This window comes from Nocardiopsis lambiniae (assembly GCF_031845465.1).
In the GTDB taxonomy this organism is placed as follows: domain Bacteria; phylum Actinomycetota; class Actinomycetes; order Streptosporangiales; family Streptosporangiaceae; genus Nocardiopsis; species Nocardiopsis lambiniae.
On sequence record NZ_JAVREP010000031.1, the window covers coordinates 17329 to 33985 of the forward strand.

The following is a 16657-nucleotide window of genomic DNA, read 5'->3' on the forward strand; positions in this document are numbered from 1 at the left end:
TGCTCTGTCGGGGACCGCGACCCCGCGTGTGAGCCCCCGCACGTCCCCACCCCGTGGCACAATCCCCACCAATCGAAGATCATCACCGCCGACACGCGAGGGAGCAGGGGCGTTGTTCCGCACCACCACCGGTTGGGTCGTCTCACCCACCGACCTCGTCGACACCCTCGAATGCGATCACCGCAGCGCCCTGAAGGCCGCCCTGGCCGCCCGTGTCGAGGGCGCCCCCGCCCCCGAACCCGTCGACCCCCTCGTCGCCCACCACGGCCACCTGCACGAACAGGCCGAACTCGAACGTCTCACCGCCCTGTTCGGCCGCGTCGTGCACATCCCCGACCCCCACCCCGACGACGCCTCCCTGGCCGAGGCGGCCACCGCCACCATCCGCGCCATGGCCGAGGGCGCACCCGTCATCTACCAGGGCTGTTTCCACCACCCCCTGCCCGCCCGGGGGCGGATCCCCGTCGCCTTCCACGGTCGCGCCGACTTCCTCATCCGCTCCGACCTGGACCCCGCCACCGGGGGCACCCGCGCCGACGCCGACCCCGACGAGCCCTGGACCTACGAACCCTGGGACACCAAACTCGCCCGCCGCCCCGGACCCGGTGCGGTCGTCCAGCTCGCCGCCTACGCCGACGCCGTCGCCGTGGCCACCGGTCGTACCCCCCGCCGTATGCACCTGCTCACCGGCGACGGTCACACCCACAGCCTGGACACCACCGACTTCACCCCCATCCTGGGCACCGTCACCGGCCGGCTGCTGACCTCCCTGGCGACCGACCCCACCCTGCCCTCACCCACCTGGGGTCCGCCCCGCCCCTCCTGCGAGGGCTGCGGTTACAGCGCCTGGTGCTCCCAGGGGCGCACCGCCGCCCGCCACCTGTCCCTGGTGGCGGGTCTGCGCACCGACCAGGCCGCCAAACTCGCCGACGTCGGGATCACCACCATCGACGCCCTGGCCGAGGCCGACGACGAGCACCGTCCGCCCACCCTGCCCCGCCGTTCCTTCGAGCAGTTGCGCGCCCAGGCCTGCCTCCAGGTCCGTCAGGACACCACCCGCACCCCCGACAACCCCCAGGGCACCGTCACCGCCGAGGTGTTCTCCCACGACGGTCTGGCCGGGCTGCCCGCCCCGGCCACCGGTGACGTGTTCTTCGACATGGAGGGCTACCCGTACCACTCGCGCGAGGGCGGTCGCGGCCTGGAGTACCTGTTCGGCGCCACCACCGAGGACGAGCACGGCGCCGAGACGTTCCACACCTTCTGGGCCCACGACCGCGCCCAGGAGAAGAAGGCCCTGGAGGACTTCGTCGACTTCGTGTGCGCGCGCGTGGACGCCGACCCCGACGCGCACGTCTACCACTACGCCTCCTATGAGGTGGACCGCCTCAAGCACCTCAGTTCGGAGTTCGCCACCCGGGAGGAGGAGGTCAACCGGTTGTTGCGCGAACACCGTCTCGTCGACCTGTACACCGTGGTCCGCAAGAGCCTGCGCGTGTCCCAGCGCTCCTACTCCATCAAGTACCTCGAACCGCTCTATCTGCCGGCCGCCCGCTCCGGGGGCGTCACCACCGCCACCTCCAGCATCGACGCCTACGCCGCCCACCTGGCCGCGGCGGAGGCCGGAGACCACGACGAGGCCGCCCGGGTGTTGGCCGACATCGCCGCCTACAACCGCGACGACTGCCACTCCACCGCCCGCCTGCGCGACTGGTTGGAGGAGCACCGCACCCTCCAGGGCATCACCGAGCGGCCCGTGGTCCAGCTCGAACTCACCGAGGCCGAGGCCGAACGCGCCCGCAAACGCGCCGAACGCCTGGCCCGCCAGGCCGCCATCACCGGCCCGCTGCTGGAGGAGCTCCCCGAGGACCCCGCACTGCGCACCGAGGAGGACGTCGCCCGCGCCTCCCTGGCCGCCCTGGTCGGCTACTACCAGCGTGAGAACCTGCCGCCCTGGCGCGAGCACCACCGTCGCACCAACGCGCCCCTCACCGACCTGGAGACCGACACCGACTGCGCCGTGCCCTGGCGGGTCCGTGCGGGGGAGTGGATCGAACCCACCGGCCGTCAGAGGAAGGCCCGCCGCGAACTCGACCTGCGCCTGGACACCTCCCACCCCCACCCCTTCACCACCGGTCAGGACGTCCACCTGCTCTACCCCGGCGCCCCCGGGCAGCCCGCCACCGCCGCCCAGGCCACCGTCACCGACGCCCGCCCCGACGCCCTCACCATCGTGGAGACCTGCGACGCCGACGTCCTGCACTTTCGCCACCCCGTCGCGGTCCTGCCCGGCTCTCCGGTCAACCCCGCCCCCAAGGACGGCGCGCTGGAACTGGTCGCCGGACGCGCCCTGGAGGACCTGCCCGCCTGGCCCCGTCACGCCGGGCTGGACCTGCTGCGCCGCATCCCCCCGCGCCTGGACCCGCCCGGCCCGCTCCCGGATCCGGCCGACCACGACGGCGACCTCATCGCCGCGACCATCGCCGCCGTGGACCGTCTGGACGGCTCCTACCTGGCGGTGCAGGGCCCGCCCGGCGCCGGCAAGACCTACCTGGCCGGGCGTCTCATCACCCATCTGGCCCGACAGGGCAAGAGCGTGGGCGTGTGCTCCACCAGCCACAAGGCCGTCGAGAACGTGATGTCGGCCGCGCTGCGCGCCGCCGAGGAGGCCGGCGTCGAGCTGGCCGCCGCCAAGCGCGCCAAGTCCAAGAAGGACGCCGACCCCGACCTGCCCTGGGACCAGCCCACCACCCCCCAGGCGTTGGCGGGGTGGCGCACCGGGCACACCGCGAAGGGTCGCCCCGTCCTCATCGGCGGCACCGCCTGGGCGATGGCCAACGCCACCATGGTCGCCGACCCCGTGGACGTGCTCATCATCGACGAGGCCGGCCAGTTCGCCCTGGCCGACACCCTGGCGGTGTCGGCCTCGGCCCGCAACCTGGTCCTGTTGGGCGATCCCCAGCAGCTGCCCCAGGTGGTCCAGGGCACCCACGGGGAGGGGGCCGACGCCTCGGCCCTGCAACACCTCATGGGCGGCCGTCAGATCATCGACCCCGCCCGCGGTTACTTCCTCGACCAGACCCGACGCATGCACCCCGCGGTGTGCGCCCCCGTGTCGGACCTGTCCTACCAGGGGCGTCTGCACGCCCACCCCACCACCGCCCTGCGCGGTCTGACCGTCCACGAACCCGGCCTGTACGCGCACGTCGTCGACCACCGGGGCCGCACCACCCACAGTCCCGAGGAGGTCGACGCCGTCGTGGCCATCGCCACCTCCCTGGTCGCCGACAAGGTCACGACCGGACCCGACGCCGCGCCCCGACCCCTGACCGGTCACGACATCCTCGTCGTGGCCCCCTACAACCTGCAGGTGCGGGCCCTGCGCCGCGCCCTGGCCCGCGCCGCCGAGACCGACCCCGCCCTGGAGGGGATCCGGGTCGGCACCGTCGACCGTTTCCAGGGTCAGGAGGCCCCCGCCGTCATCTGTTCCATGACCACCTCCGACGCCGCCGAGACCAGCCGCGGCACCGCGTTCGTCCTGGACCGCAACCGCCTCAACGTGGCCCTGTCCCGGGCCCAGTCGGCGGCGGTGCTCGTCCACTCCCCGCACCTGGCCGCGACCGCGCCGCGCAGCATCGAGGAGCTGCGGCTGCTGGCCTCCTTCACCCGCCTGTCCACCGCCGCCCGCCCCTGGCCCGACCACCGCTGACGACACGCCGTCACCGGTTTCGGGCCCCCTCGGGGTGGAGTACGTTTTACAGAGCACGCCCCCTGTCACGGGCGGCCCTGGCGCACCGGGGCCCGTCCGCCGCGCGTGCGCGACGGCCCACCCTCGACCCGTTCTCGAAAGGCACCCCGGCCCCCGTGTCCGACAGTCCCTCCGCCTCCGGCGGTGGCCGCAACACCCGCCACCCCACCGGAATCCGCGTCGTCGTCCTCATCCTGGCCCTGATGGCCCTCGTCCTGGGTCCCGTCGGGTACCTCATGGGCGCCGACGCCGAGTCCCACGCCGGTTCCGCCGCCGAATGGTTCACCCTCGCCTTCGGCGCGTTCGTCGGCATCCCCCTGTTGGCCGCCGCCGTGGCCACCGTCGCCGGCGACCGCAAGGCCGCCCTGTGGTCCCTGGTGTTGCTGGCCTGGCCCTTGGTGTTCGTGTCCCTGATCCATCTGACCCCGCTGGGCGGATAGGCTCCGGGCGTGTCACCCAAGAAGCGCAGGCAGCGCAAACGCCAGGAGGACCGGCCCCGCGAGACCGCCGTGCCCCCCGCCCCGGCGGCGGGGGAGCGCAAGGTCTCGCGCACCCCGGTGGCCGTGGAGGACCCGCCCGACCGGCGGGTGACCGCCCTGTGGGTGGTCCTGGCGCTGCTCTGGGGGTTGGGTACCCCGCTGGCGCTGGCGATCCTGCTGTTCACCACCTTGGACGCCGCTGCGGTCGATCCCACCGGCCCCGGGGCGCGGGAGGCCGTGGACTCCATCGGCAACGCCCTGATCTGGTTGCTGGTGCTGGCCCTGGTGGTGCCGGCGTCCGCCGCCATCGCCGCCGCGGTCCTCAAACGCACGATCGCGGCCATCGGGTTCACCGCCGCGTTGATCGTCTCGGCGGTCCCCCTGTTCTGGGTGATGCCCCCGGCCGAGTTGTGGGACGCGCTGCGCACCCACCTGTTCGGTTGAGGCCGCTTCCCGTGGAGGAGGAGACCGTGCGGGTCCCCGATCGCGCCCCCGCCCTGCCGGCCGCCGTGCGCACCCGCCTGGAGGCGGGCACCCACAGCGTCCTGATCGACACCCGCGCCCTGGAACGGGTCCGTGACCGCTTCGACGACGACCAGGCCCGCGCCCTGGGCCGGTTCCTGGCCAACGCCCAATCGCCCAACACGCTGCGCGCCTACCGCACCGACTGGACCGCGTTCATCGCCTGGTGCCTGGCCGAGGAGCGCACGTCGCTGCCCGCGGACCCGGTCGACGTCGCCGTCTACCTGGCCGCCTGCGCCGAGGCCCGCACCCCCGACGGCCGGTGGGCGTTGGCCCCGGCCAGTATCGAACGCCGCGCCGCCGCCATCGCGGCCGTGCACGGCGCCCACGGTCTGGAATCGCCCACCCGCGCCGAGGTGGTGCGCCTGACGCTGCGCGGTATCCGCCGCACCCGACGGGCCCGCCCCCGCCGTAAGGACCCGGTGGTGCTGGCCACCCTGGAGAGCCTGCTGTCCCACCGCCCGCCCGAGGGGCACCCCGGCGGGATCGCCCGCCGCCGCGACACGGTGCTGCTGCTGACCGGGTTCGCCGGGGCGTTGCGCCGATCGGAGCTGGCCGGTGTCACCTTCGACGACATCACCGTGCGCACCGACCCCGTCGGCGGGGCCACCACGCTGGTGGTGGAGCTGGGCGCCACCAAGACCGACCAGGAGGGCCGGCGCGGCCACAGCGTGGCGCTGCCCCGGGGCCGCCACCGCCACACGTGTCCGGTGTGCGCGCTGGCGGACTGGGCCCAGGTGCGCGTCGCGCACCTGGGAGGTGGGGCCGAGGCGGTGCGCGCCCTGCTCGTGGGGACCTCGGGCGCGCCCGTCGCCCCGGTCCACCGGTGCGGGTCGCTGACCGCCGCGGACCTGGCGCCGTTGGCCGACGGCACCGGCCGCCCCCTGTTGGTGTCGGTCTCACGCCACGGCGCCCTGGGCGTCAGGGCGATGACCGGGCAGGCGGTGGGGGACGTGGTCAAACGTTACGCCGCGCGCGCCGGGCTGGACCCCGACGACTTCGGGGGGCACTCGCTGCGCGCCGGTTTCGCCACCCAGGCGGCCCTGGGCGGGGCCGCCGACCGTGAGATCATGCGTCAGGGGCGGTGGACCAACGCGCGCACGGTGCACGACTACATTCGCAGCGCCGACCCCTTGGACGACAACGCGGTGACCCGGCTGGGGTTGTGAGACCCGGGAGGCGGGCGCGTCGCGAATCTCGAATCGTCAACAAACCCACCAGTAGACACTGAAAACAGCACGTAACGTGCGATCCTTCCCTCACGACACATTAGGTTGGTTGCGTGAGAAAGGGGACGGCCATGGTCGACGAATTCCGCGACGCATTCCAACGATTGATCGACGCCTCGGTGGCCGCCGACCCCCGTGAATTCCCCTCGGCCGTCAACCGGGTCCTGGCCCTGGCCTCCCGGATCCCCGTCTCCGAACGCGAACTCGCCCTGGAGGCGTTGGCCCCCCTGCTCACCGGCGACCACGCCGCCCCCGGCATCACCGCCGACCTGTGCGTCGTGGCCGGCGCCCTGGTCGAGATGGGCACCGACCCCGGCCCCAGCGGCCCCGAGGTCCTGCGCCGCCTGCGCGCCATCGGCCGCGGCGCCATCGTCTTCGCCCGCGCCTGGCAGCGCACCGGCGGCGGACACCCGCCCGACCCCGACTCGGTCACCGCCGACGACGAGGCCCGCGTGGCCGGCGCCCTGGGCGCCGACGCCCCCGGCGCCACCATGTGCTGGTGGACCGTCGCCCGCCACGGCCTGGCCGCCAAGACCATGCTCAGCCGGTCCGGTGTCCGCTCCCACGTGCGCCGCGACCCCACCCTGCACGCCGAACTCGTCGCCGTCACCAACCAGCTCGGCGACCACCTGCCCGACCTGCACCAGGTCCGCGCCCTGCTGCGCATGGCCGAGGCCGGCTCCGCCCTGATCCTGGACCGCCGCTCCGGCCGCGCCTTCCGTGTCCTGTTCGACGGCATCGGCGACAACTTCCAGCTCCACACCCTGCTCGCCGACGCCCTCGTCGGCGCCTCCGGTCGGGGTCTGGACGGAGACCCTCCCGACCCGCGCTGGGTCAGGGCCTTCCGCGACGGCGAACCCGACCCGGCCGCCCGCACCGTGCGCGGCTGGTGGAACCTGGTCGCCCACGACGGCACCTGGGTGTGGAACGAGGGCGTGCCCGCCGAGATCCCCACCCTGCGGGGCGAACACATCGTGGTCCTGGACGAGCAGCCCTATCCCCGTTCCTGGAACGCCCGACGGCGCCACCCCCAGGTGCGGGGCTGGTTGGAGGTCGAGGAGGAGCTGACCGAGGAGGAGGCGGACCTGTGGTGGAAGCGGGTCGCCCCCGCCGAACCCGCCATCCCCGACCCCACCGACGACGCCACCCCCATCCCCGAGCCGATCCTGGCCGGGGACGACCAGGGGGCCGAACGGATCCGCGGGTTCCTGCCCCCCGAGCCCGATCCGGTCCGCGCCGCCGAACCCCCACCCCAGGCCCCGCCGGCCCCCACGCCGATGGTCGGGGAACCCGCCCCGCGTCCGGAGCCCTCGCGGCCCGAGCCCCGGCGCACGGGCGAGCCGTCCTCCGGCGGCACCGGGCTTCCGCCCCTGCCGCCCGGTGTCTCCAACAGCTCCGCGTGGGGACCCACCTGGCGCTGAGACCCCGGCCGGGGCCGTTCACCGGCCCCAGGGGTCCGTGCGCGCAACGGCCTCAGGCCCGGTGCCGGGGCACGTGCGGTGCCTCGGCGCGGGTCTGCGCCTCCTGCGGGCCGCCGCCCTCCTCGTACAGGCCTTGGAAGTACTCCTCCTCGGTGACCTCGTGCTCCTCGGGGCGTCGCCAGCGCCCGCCCACGAACACCGTGGCCCCCAGCACCAGCGCCACCGGAACGAACACGCCCAACGGCAACAGGTCCATGGCGCCCTCGAACCCGGGCACCGGCGGCAGTCGCTCCAACAGGTGGACGCGCACCAGCGCCACGGCGGTCAGGAAGCCCAGCACCAACGCCACCGACAGCGGCAGCATCGGCGTCAGCCGCGGGGGGACGGCCATCAACGCCACGATCACCCCCACGCCCACCAGTCCGGCCAGCACCAGGGGACCGGTGCCCTCCAGTACGCCGCGCTCGGACGCGTGCAGGGTGCGCAGGTGGGAGAAGGCCCAACCACAGGCCAGCACCAGGACGGGGCCGAGGATCAGACCGGACAGGAAGCCGACGACATGTCGCACGGGGGTGCTCCTCTCAGGGGTTGCGGAGAACCTTAGCGACAAACCACGAGTTCAGCACACGAAAGTCGCGAAACCCCACTACTCGGGCGGTCTCGGAACCCCTCCGCCCCCGCCGCCGGAGGGGGCGGTGCCCCGCTCACCTCCCCGACCCCTCGGACCGGTCCTGCCGCGACGACCCGCTCCCGACGCGCCGCGGGCGCCGACCCCCGGTGGGGGAGCGGCGCCCGCGCTCACGACCTCGCCCCGGTCAGGGGGCCGCCGGGTCCCGGCGCAGCCCGTCCGCGTCGGGACGGCCCCCCACCGCCAGCACCCGGTCGGTGGGCGGCGTGCCGACCCGGCGGCGCACCTCGTAAACGGCGAGCGCCACCACCACCGCCCCCAAGGACGTCAGCAGCGCCGGACGCTGGTCGGGGATGATCAGCATCGCCACGGCGATGATCACCAGACCGGCCAACGTCGCCCAGGTCAGGTAGGGGAAGAGCCACATGGCGAAGCCCAGCCGCCGCGGCTCGCGCTCGCGCACCCGGCGCCCCACCACCAACTGGGAGGCGCAGATGGTCACGAACAACACCAGCAGGATCGCGCCGATGGAGGCCACCAGGAACGGGAACACCCGCCCGGGGAACAGGTACTCGGCCACGGCGGCGACGTATCCGACCAGGGTGCCCGCCAAGATGGCCCGCACCGGCACACCGCGACGGTTGGCCCCGCGCAGCACGTGCGGCGCGTCGCCCTGGCGGGTGAGGGTGAACAGCATCCGCGAGGAGGTGTACATCGCGGCGTTGAGCACGCTCAACACGGCGATGAACACGACGATCTCCATGATCAGGGCCGCACCCGGCACCCCGATGTACTCCATCACCATCACGAAGGGGCTCACCCCCGGCTCGACCGTGTTCCACGGCACCACCATCACCACGACCAGGATGGAGGCCACGTAGAACAGACCGATCCGCCACAGGACGTTGGTGACCGCCGAGGCCACACCGCGCTCGGGTTCGGCGCTCTCACCGGCGGCGACGGTGATGATCTCCACACCGCCGAAGGCGAACAGCACCACCACGGTGGCGGCCAGTACGGCCGTCCACCCGTGGGGCGCCACTCCGCCGTGCTCCCAGAGGTTGGCGATGGAGGAGCCGTCGGCGCCCCGCCACAGCCCCAACGCCCAGGCGCCCCCGATGAACAGGAACGCCACGATCGTGGCGACCTTGATCATGGAGAAGAGGGACTCGGTCTCGGCGAAGACGCGCACCGAGATCAGGTTGGCCGCCGTCATCGACAGCAGGACCGCCAAGGCCAGGGCCCAGGCCGGCACCCCGGGGACCCATCCCGCGAGGATGGTGGCCCCGGCGACGGACTCGGCGGCCACCAGGACCGCGTACATCCACCAGTAGACCCAGCCGATGGTGAAACCGGCGCGCGGGCCGAAGGCCAGGCGCGCGTAGTCGGAGAAGGAACCACCGGCCGGCACGGAGACGACCATCTCGCCCAGGGCGCGCAGGGTCAGGAAGACCAGGGCGCCGGCGATGGCGTAGGAGAGCACGGCGGCGGGTCCGGCCATCTGGACGACCGTTCCGGAGCCGATGAACAGGCCCGCCCCGACCGATCCGCCGATCGCGATGAGCGCCATGTGCCGGCGCCGCAGGGTGTGGGCCAGTCCGGTGGTGGTGGACTGTGGGGTGTGCGCCGCGGGGTCGGGCGGCATCGTACTTCTCGTCACCCGGTCAACACTAAGAGCCTCACACCACCGGTGAGAGCACCGCCCCACGGAAAACACCCGGTCAACCCATCACCGGACAGGCCACGGGGCGAGCCCGACGACCTTCGCCCGCCTGATCGGCGACCGCCCACCCCGGCGTGACGCCCACCGACACGCCGACCCGCGCCATCCCCACCACGGGGGAGGCGCCCCACCGCCCCGCTGTGCCACCATCACCCTGTGCGCCACCTCGTCCCGACGATCACCCTCGCGATCCGCCCCCTCACCAGCGCCCACACCTACCGGCGCTGGGTCCACCTGGTCATCGGCGGCGCGCTCCTGACCCCCTACGCCATGGCCGGTCTCGTCCTGGCGGGCCTTCTCACCCAACGCGGCTCCACCCTGGCCCAACCCGGCCCGGCCGCCTGGCTCCTCGGCCCGGCCCTGACCCTGACCGCCGTCGCCGCCACCGCCCGCATCCCCGGCGTGGCCGCCGCCCAGCACCAACTCGCCCGCGCCCTCCTGCGCGGCCCCCTCACCGACCTGCCCGACACACCCCCCGCACCCGGCCCCCGCGCCACCCTCTGGGCCTGCCTGCACGGCCTGATCGGCATGGCCGTCTGCCTGGCCACCATGACCGTTCTCACCGAAGCCGCACTCCTGGCCATCGCGCCCCTGGCCGTGGACCCCTACACCGTCTCCCAGGGACCCCTCACCATCCTGGGACACGACACCCTCACCCGCGCCCAACGCCTCCTGGGCCCCCTGCTGGGCCTGACCCTCCTCCTCGCCCTCATCGCCACCATCGCCCTGACCGGCCACCTCATGGCCGCCCTCGCCCCCCGCCTCCTGGGCCCCTCACCCGCCCGACTCCTCGCCGACGCCCAGGCCCGCGCCCGCACCCTCGCCGAGCGCAACCGCCTGGCCCGCGAACTCCACGACTCCCTCGGCCACGCCCTGTCCGTCGTCACCCTCCAGGCCGCCACCGCCGCCCGCCTCATCGACACCGACCCCGACTTCGCACGCCGCGCCCTCACCCACATCGCCGACCAGGCCCGCACCGCCACCGCCGACCTCGACCACGCCCTGGGCATCCTGCGCGAGGACACCCCCGCCCCCACCGCACCGCCCCCCGACCTCACCCACCTGCCCCACCTCGCCGACACCACCCGGCACACCGGCACCGACCTGCGCCTGGACACCACGGGAGACCCCACCACCGTCCCCGCGCTGCTCTCCCGCGAGACCTACCGCATCGCCCAACAGGCCATCACCAACGCCCTCACCCACGCCCCCGGCCGCCCCCTCGCCCTCACCCTGGCCATCACCCCCGGCCACCTCCACCTCACCGCCGCCAACCCCCTCCCACCCCGACGCCCCCTCGGCCGACGCCGCACCGGCGGCCGTGGCATCACCGGCATGCGAGAACGCGCCCACCTGCTCGGCGGCACCCTCACCGCCGCACCCGCACCCGCCGACCACCCCACCCACTGGACCCTCGATCTCACCTTGACCTGGAAAGACACAGAAACCCCATGATCCGGATCGCCCTGGTCGACGACGAAGCCCTCATCCGCGCCGGACTGGCCGCCCTCATCGACGCCGAACCCGACATGGGCGTCGTCGGCCAGACCGAGGACGGCACCGGCGTCCCCGACATGGTCGCCCGCACCCGCCCCGACCTGATCCTCATGGACGTGCGCATGCCCCGCCTCGACGGCATCCAGGCCACCCGCACCCTCACCGCCCGCCCGCACCCGCCCCGCGTCCTGGTCCTGACCACCTTCGACAACGACGCCCACGTCTGGGACGCCCTGCGCGCCGGCGCCACCGGATTCCTCCTCAAACGCACCCCGCCCGAGGACATCCTCGCCGCCGTCCGCATCGCCCACCGCGGCGACACCCTCCTGTTCCCCACCGCCCTGCGCGACCTCGCCGCCACCCGGCCACCCGCACCCACCCCCGCGGCCCGCGCCGTCACCACCCTCACCCCACGCGAGTCACAGACCCTCACCCTCATCGCGCAGGGCCTCACCAACACCGAGATCGCCACCCGGCTGCACCTGGGCAACGAGACCGTCAAGACCCACGTCTCCAACATCCTCACCAAACTCGGGGTCCGCGACCGCACCCAGGCCGTCATCGCCGCCTACGACGCCGGACTCGTCCGCGCCCGCCGCTGATCCACCCCGGGGGAGCGGACGAACCACGACGAACCCACCCCCATCACCCGACCACCGACACGACACGCCCACAACCGCCCCAACAACAGGTGAAACCACTGCTACGTTCGGCACTCACACCCCGACACACCCACCCGGGAGCCGCACGTGCCGACCATCGACCTGGATCACATCAGCGCCCTCTACCGCACCCACCGCGACGACCTCGCCCGCGCCCGCGACCACATCCGCGCCCTGCCCGCCACCGCCCCCGCGCCGGCCCTGGACGACATCGAAGCCGAGATCACCTACCTCCTCATCCGCCACCACACCCCCGACCACGTCGTGCGCATCGGCACCGCCCACAGCACCGCCACCGCCTGGACCCTCGCCGCCCTCCGCGACAACGGCGCCGGCCGACTCCACACCTTCGACACCCACGACCCCGACCCCCACCACCTCCCGCCCGGCATGGACCCCGACCGCTGGAAGCACACCAAGGGCGACGTCCGCGCCAAACTCACCCACCTGCCCCCGCACACCGGCCTGCTCACCCTCGACACCGCCCACGGCGGCTGGTTCGCCCGCTGGTACCTGCACCACCTGCTGCCCACCCTCCGACCCCACACCCCCATCGCCGTCCACGGCGTCTTCCGCCACCCCCGCACCGCGCCCTTCACCGAAGGCGCCCTCGTCCTGTCCTGGCTCGCCAACAACACCACCGGCTACTTCACCGCCTCCGCCGCCCGCGCCCCCCACACCCACCAGGCCCTCACCGACCTCAAAACCGAGCTGACGCTGAACACCCCCCTCACCGCCACCCGCACCGACCCCGCGATCTTCTTCCACCTGCCCGCCCGACCCGCACCACCCTCACCCACCCGACCCCGCGCCCACGCCACCGCCTGAGGACACGAAAAAGGGGGGCGGCCCACGGCCACCCCCTCATACGGAACACCGGCACGGATCAGGTCCCGTCGGACTCCATCGACCCCTGCCCCCGCACCCCCAACTCGCGCACCCACACCACATCCGCGGCATCGGACACGATCCGGGTGAAGTCCACCGGCTGGTCCAGGCTCACCATGTGACCCGCACGCGGCACGTTCAACAACCGGCCCTCCACACAGGCCTCGAAGAACTGCCGCTCATGGATCCGGAAATGATCCCGCGCCCCGTTGATCAACCACACCGGGCCCGGATACGACGCCAACGCCGGCAACGGGTCCATCTCCGCCACCGCGTCGATCACCGCCGTGGCCGCCTCCACCGCCAACCCGCCGTCCAACACCGCGTCCGCCGCGGTGTCGCGCAACGTCAACCGATGGAACCGCTCATTGAGCGTGGCCCCCTTGTCCGGCAACCGATCCATCAACACCGCCGGAATCCGGTACACCTGCGCCAGCGACTGCGCCGGCTTGGCCGTGCAACTGGCCGCCACCAACCCCGCCACCTTCGCCGGAGCCGCCGCCGCCGTCGCGATCGACACGAAACCGCCCAGACTCAACCCCACCACCAACGCCCGACCCCCCACGGAGTCGATCGCCTCCAACACCGTGTCCACGGCACGCCCCAGCGAGAACTCCTCACCCCGCCGCGCCCCGTGACCCGGAAGATCCGGCGCCACCACCCGACGCCCCTGCTCCACCAACAGATCCACCTGGGGACGCCACATGCTCCCCGAGACCCGCAACCCGTGCACCAACACGATCGGAACACCCACCGGACCGCCCACGCACCCCACCCCTCACACCTGGTAGCGCACCGTCACCGGCGCATGATCGGACCAACGCCCCGCACGATACGGGATACCCGCTCCACACGACGAGCCCGACGTCGGACCGCCCACGTGACACACGCACAAGGGTGACGACCCCGCACACGAACGCCGCGAGGCCGCGACCCTCGAAGCAACACCCCGCACCGGAACCCGAACCGAGACCGTGGAAACCGGCGAGAGGCACGCGATGCCCCGAGTGGTCGTGGCCGAGGAACGCCCGGGCGGTGGAACCGCAGGGAACGGACCCGGACGAGCCGTGAACACATCGCGCGCCCCGGACATCGACGAACCGCGGTACCGGCCCCACACGAGCGCCCCCACATCCCCGTACGGGCGCGGGGGCGCCGGTAGGCACCGGATCCGGCCGAGACGCCCTACACGCCGAAAACGACCGTGACGGGCGCGTGATCGGACCACCGTTCCGCGTGCGACGCCGCGCGTTCGACATGTGCTTCGACCGCGCGGTTCGCGATACCCGGTGTCGCGCACACCAGGTCGATACGCCACCCCGTGTCGTTGTCGAACGCACGACCGCGGTAGGACCACCACGAGTACGGACCCTCCTGATCCGGGAACAACCCCCGCACCACGTCCACGTACCCCGCCTCACCGAACACCCGGTCCATCCATGCCCGCTCCTCGGGCAGGAACCCCGAGTTCTTCACGTTCCCCCGCCAGTTCTTCAGATCCGCCTCCCGGTGCGCGATGTTCCAATCCCCGCACACCACCAGATCCCGGCCCTGCGCCTCCACCTCGGCACGCCGCCTCACCAGATAGGGCAGGAACGCCTTCATGAAGCGCTCCTTCTCGTCCTGGCGCTCGGTCCCCACCTCACCCGAGGGCAGGTACAGGCTCGCCACCGACACCCGACCGAAATCCGCCTCCAGGTACCGGCCCGCCCCCTCGAACTCCGCCTCGCCGAACCCCACCCGCACCGCGTCGGGCTCCACCCGCGAATACACCGCCACCCCGGCCCGCCCCTTGGCCTCGGCCGGCGCCAACACCACATGCCACCCGTCCGGATCGACCACCTCCGACGGCAACTGCGACGCCTCCGCCCGCACCTCCTGAAGGCACACCACGTCGGCCGAAGAGGCCGCCAACCAGTCCGAGAACCCCGGCTCCTTCTTCGCCGCCGCCCGCAACCCGTTCACATTGACCGTCGAGATCGTCATCGTCGTCTGCACGCACACAGACTAGTCACCCCCGCTCCGGGAGGACACCAAGGCCTTCGGGCCGGGCGACGATCCGGGACCGACCGACCCGCGACGGCCGGAACCCTCCTCCCCGAGCGGACACCGGTCCAGGTCGAGCGCCACCCCCTCACTCCCGCTCGCCCTGCGCCACCAACCTGCGCACCACCCCATAGGTCCGGTTCGACGAGGCCGCCTCCCGCTGCGCCCGCGCCGTCACCTCGATATAGGCCTGCGACGACGCCACCGACGCATGCCCCAACAGATGCATGATCTCGGTGACCGACGCCCCGTCCTCCGCCAACCGCGTCGCGAACGTATGCCGCAACGCGTGCACCAACGTCCCCCGCGCCACCCGATCGTTCACCCCCGCATGCCGATAACACTGCTTCACCAGGTACTGCAACCCACCCCGACGCAACCCCTCACCCCGGTTGTCCACCAACAACGGATCCCCGCCGCCCACCGGACCGAACCGCTCCCGCCGCGTCGCCAGGTACGCCTCCAACAACACCTCCAACGGTCGCTCGATCGGCAACACCCGCTCACCGCCCCCCTTGCCGACCACCCGCACCCGACGCTCACCCGCCCGACCCGACACCGAATCCACCCGCAACGCCAACATCTCCGCGGACCGCATCCCCGTCAACAACGCCAACGCCAACACCGCCAGATCCCGCTCCGGCCACGGGTCCCGCGCCTTGCGCGCCCCCCGCGCCAACGCCTCCAACAACCGCTCCGGCGTGTCCTCGCCCATCAACGGCTTGGGACCCGACGGCCGCACCCTCGGCCGCGGCACCGCCGACATCGGATTACCGGAGATCACCCGCTCCGACACCCAGAACCCGAAGAACCCGTTCCACGTCGACCACGCCCGCAGCACACTCGACGCCGCCCTCGTCGACGCGAACTCCGCGAACGCCCCCCGCAACGTCGCCACGTCCAACTCCGCCCACCCCAGCTCCTCCGGCCCCACCCCCCGCACCCGGGCCGCACACCCCAACACACCCAACAGATCACGCCGATAGGCCGCCACCGTGTGCTCCGACGGCTTGGCCGCCCGCCGCGCCACCAGATACTCCTCCACCGCCGCCATCAGACCCCGCTCACCGCTCATGCCCCCAGCATCCCCGATCCGAGCGCGTCGAGCCCCCGACAGGACCGCACGGGGGAACACCGGTTCCCCCGAAACGACGGACGAGCCCACGACACCCACCACGCGCCGACGGACCCCGGGGTGCCAGAATCCCCCTCATGGGAAAGATCTACGACGCCATCGACGACCGCATGGCCCGCCTCCTGCTCGACCAACCCGTCTTCTTCGTCGGCACCGCACCCCTGGACCCCCACGGCCACGTCAACGTCTCACCCAAGGGCATGGCCGGGACCTTCATCGTCCTGGACGAACACCGCGTCGCCTACCTCGACTACACCGGATCCGGCACCGAGACCATCGCCCACCTGAGCGAGAACGGCCGCATCGTCCTGATGTTCTGCGCCTTCACCGGACCGCCCACCATCGTCCGACTCCACGGCACCGGCCGCACCCTCCTGCCCACCGACCCCGAATTCACCGCACTGCGCCCCCGATTCACCAAACAACGCACCCTCGGCCAACGCGCCATCATCGTCGTCGACGTCCACCGCGTCTCCGACTCCTGCGGCTTCTCCGTGCCCCTCATGGACCTGCGCGCCGACCGCGACCTCCTCGACCGCCACCACGAACGCCACGACACCGCCTACTTCACCGACTACCACCGCACCCGCAACGCCACCAGCATCGACGGTCTCCCCGGCCTCCCCACCTGACCCCGCGCACACGAACGGGCGCGGACCCCACGGCCCGCGCCCGCCCG

General features: G+C 72.9%; 14 protein-coding genes. 9 read left to right on the forward strand and 5 right to left on the reverse strand.

Annotation, left to right across the window (positions count from 1 at the left end; all coding sequences use genetic code 11):
• Positions 1-112 precede the first annotated feature (112 nt).
• The 5 genes from RM479_RS26360 (at position 113) to RM479_RS26380 (ending at position 7399) form a co-directional block, all read left to right on the forward strand.
• Entirely contained in the window at positions 113-3709 is a 3597-nt protein-coding gene (locus RM479_RS26360) for a TM0106 family RecB-like putative nuclease (protein ID WP_311514391.1), read from the forward strand.
• A gap of 155 nt (positions 3710-3864) precedes the next feature.
• Positions 3865-4188 (forward strand): hypothetical protein, encoded by a 324-nt coding sequence (locus tag RM479_RS26365; protein ID WP_311514392.1) that lies wholly within the window; start codon positions 3865-3867, stop codon positions 4186-4188.
• A gap of 9 nt (positions 4189-4197) precedes the next feature.
• Entirely contained in the window at positions 4198-4671 is a 474-nt protein-coding gene (locus RM479_RS26370; RefSeq protein ID WP_311514393.1) for a hypothetical protein, read from the forward strand.
• Between the two features lie 26 nt (positions 4672-4697).
• Positions 4698-5918, forward strand: coding sequence for a site-specific integrase (locus tag RM479_RS26375; RefSeq protein ID WP_311514394.1), 1221 nt, complete (start codon positions 4698-4700; stop codon positions 5916-5918).
• A 131-nt stretch (positions 5919-6049) separates the two neighbouring features.
• A complete protein-coding gene (locus tag RM479_RS26380) occupies positions 6050-7399 on the forward strand; it encodes a hypothetical protein (RefSeq protein WP_311514395.1) in 1350 nt (449 codons plus the stop codon).
• Positions 7400-7451: 52 nt separating this feature from the next.
• Here RM479_RS26380 and RM479_RS26385 read toward each other — a convergent pair whose 3' ends face one another.
• Complete coding sequence (locus RM479_RS26385) at positions 7452-7967, reverse strand: hypothetical protein (protein ID WP_311514396.1); 516 nt, start codon at positions 7965-7967, stop codon at positions 7452-7454.
• A gap of 247 nt (positions 7968-8214) precedes the next feature.
• Positions 8215-9597, reverse strand: a complete 1383-nt coding sequence (locus RM479_RS26390) for an amino acid permease (protein WP_311514415.1) — start codon at positions 9595-9597, stop codon at positions 8215-8217.
• Between the two features lie 309 nt (positions 9598-9906).
• On the opposite strand from RM479_RS26390, the gene RM479_RS26395 reads away from it, so the two are divergent.
• The 3 genes from RM479_RS26395 (at position 9907) to RM479_RS26405 (ending at position 12737) form a co-directional block, all read left to right on the forward strand.
• Entirely contained in the window at positions 9907-11205 is a 1299-nt protein-coding gene (locus tag RM479_RS26395) for a sensor histidine kinase (protein WP_311514397.1), read from the forward strand.
• Complete coding sequence (locus RM479_RS26400) at positions 11202-11849, forward strand: response regulator transcription factor (protein WP_311514398.1); 648 nt, start codon at positions 11202-11204, stop codon at positions 11847-11849. Before RM479_RS26395 ends, RM479_RS26400 begins: the two co-directional genes overlap by 4 nt.
• Before the next feature lie 147 nt (positions 11850-11996).
• Positions 11997-12737: a class I SAM-dependent methyltransferase gene (locus RM479_RS26405; protein WP_311514399.1), complete on the forward strand. Its 741-nt coding sequence runs from the start codon at positions 11997-11999 to the stop codon at positions 12735-12737.
• A gap of 58 nt (positions 12738-12795) precedes the next feature.
• On the opposite strand, the gene RM479_RS26410 is transcribed toward RM479_RS26405, so the two are convergent.
• From RM479_RS26410 to RM479_RS26420, 3 genes are all read right to left on the reverse strand, one after another.
• A complete protein-coding gene (locus tag RM479_RS26410) occupies positions 12796-13551 on the reverse strand; it encodes an alpha/beta fold hydrolase (RefSeq protein WP_311514400.1) in 756 nt (251 codons plus the stop codon).
• 431 nt (positions 13552-13982) lie between these two features.
• Positions 13983-14783: an exodeoxyribonuclease III gene (locus RM479_RS26415; RefSeq protein WP_311514416.1), complete on the reverse strand. Its 801-nt coding sequence runs from the start codon at positions 14781-14783 to the stop codon at positions 13983-13985.
• A 148-nt stretch (positions 14784-14931) separates the two neighbouring features.
• On the reverse strand, positions 14932-15918 hold the full coding sequence (locus tag RM479_RS26420; protein ID WP_311514401.1) for a tyrosine-type recombinase/integrase: 987 nt from the start codon (positions 15916-15918) through the stop codon (positions 14932-14934).
• Positions 15919-16055: 137 nt separating this feature from the next.
• Here RM479_RS26420 and RM479_RS26425 point away from each other — a divergent pair, with 137 nt between their 5' ends.
• A complete protein-coding gene (locus RM479_RS26425) occupies positions 16056-16610 on the forward strand; it encodes a pyridoxamine 5'-phosphate oxidase family protein (RefSeq protein ID WP_311514402.1) in 555 nt (184 codons plus the stop codon).
• Positions 16611-16657 lie beyond the last annotated feature (47 nt).

Excerpts from the sequence above, each read along its gene's own strand:
- RM479_RS26415 (WP_311514416.1), bottom strand. The coding sequence starts at position 14,783 with ATGACGATCTCGACGGTCAATGTGAACGGGTTGCGGGCGGCGGCGAAG.
- RM479_RS26425 (WP_311514402.1), top strand. The coding sequence starts at position 16,056 with ATGGGAAAGATCTACGACGCCATCGACGACCGCATGGCCCGCCTCCTG.
- RM479_RS26420 (WP_311514401.1), bottom strand. The coding sequence starts at position 15,918 with ATGAGCGGTGAGCGGGGTCTGATGGCGGCGGTGGAGGAGTATCTGGTG.
- RM479_RS26390 (WP_311514415.1), bottom strand. The coding sequence starts at position 9,597 with ATGGCGCTCATCGCGATCGGCGGATCGGTCGGGGCGGGCCTGTTCATC.
- RM479_RS26400 (WP_311514398.1), top strand. The coding sequence starts at position 11,202 with ATGATCCGGATCGCCCTGGTCGACGACGAAGCCCTCATCCGCGCCGGA.
- RM479_RS26380 (WP_311514395.1), top strand. The coding sequence starts at position 6,050 with ATGGTCGACGAATTCCGCGACGCATTCCAACGATTGATCGACGCCTCG.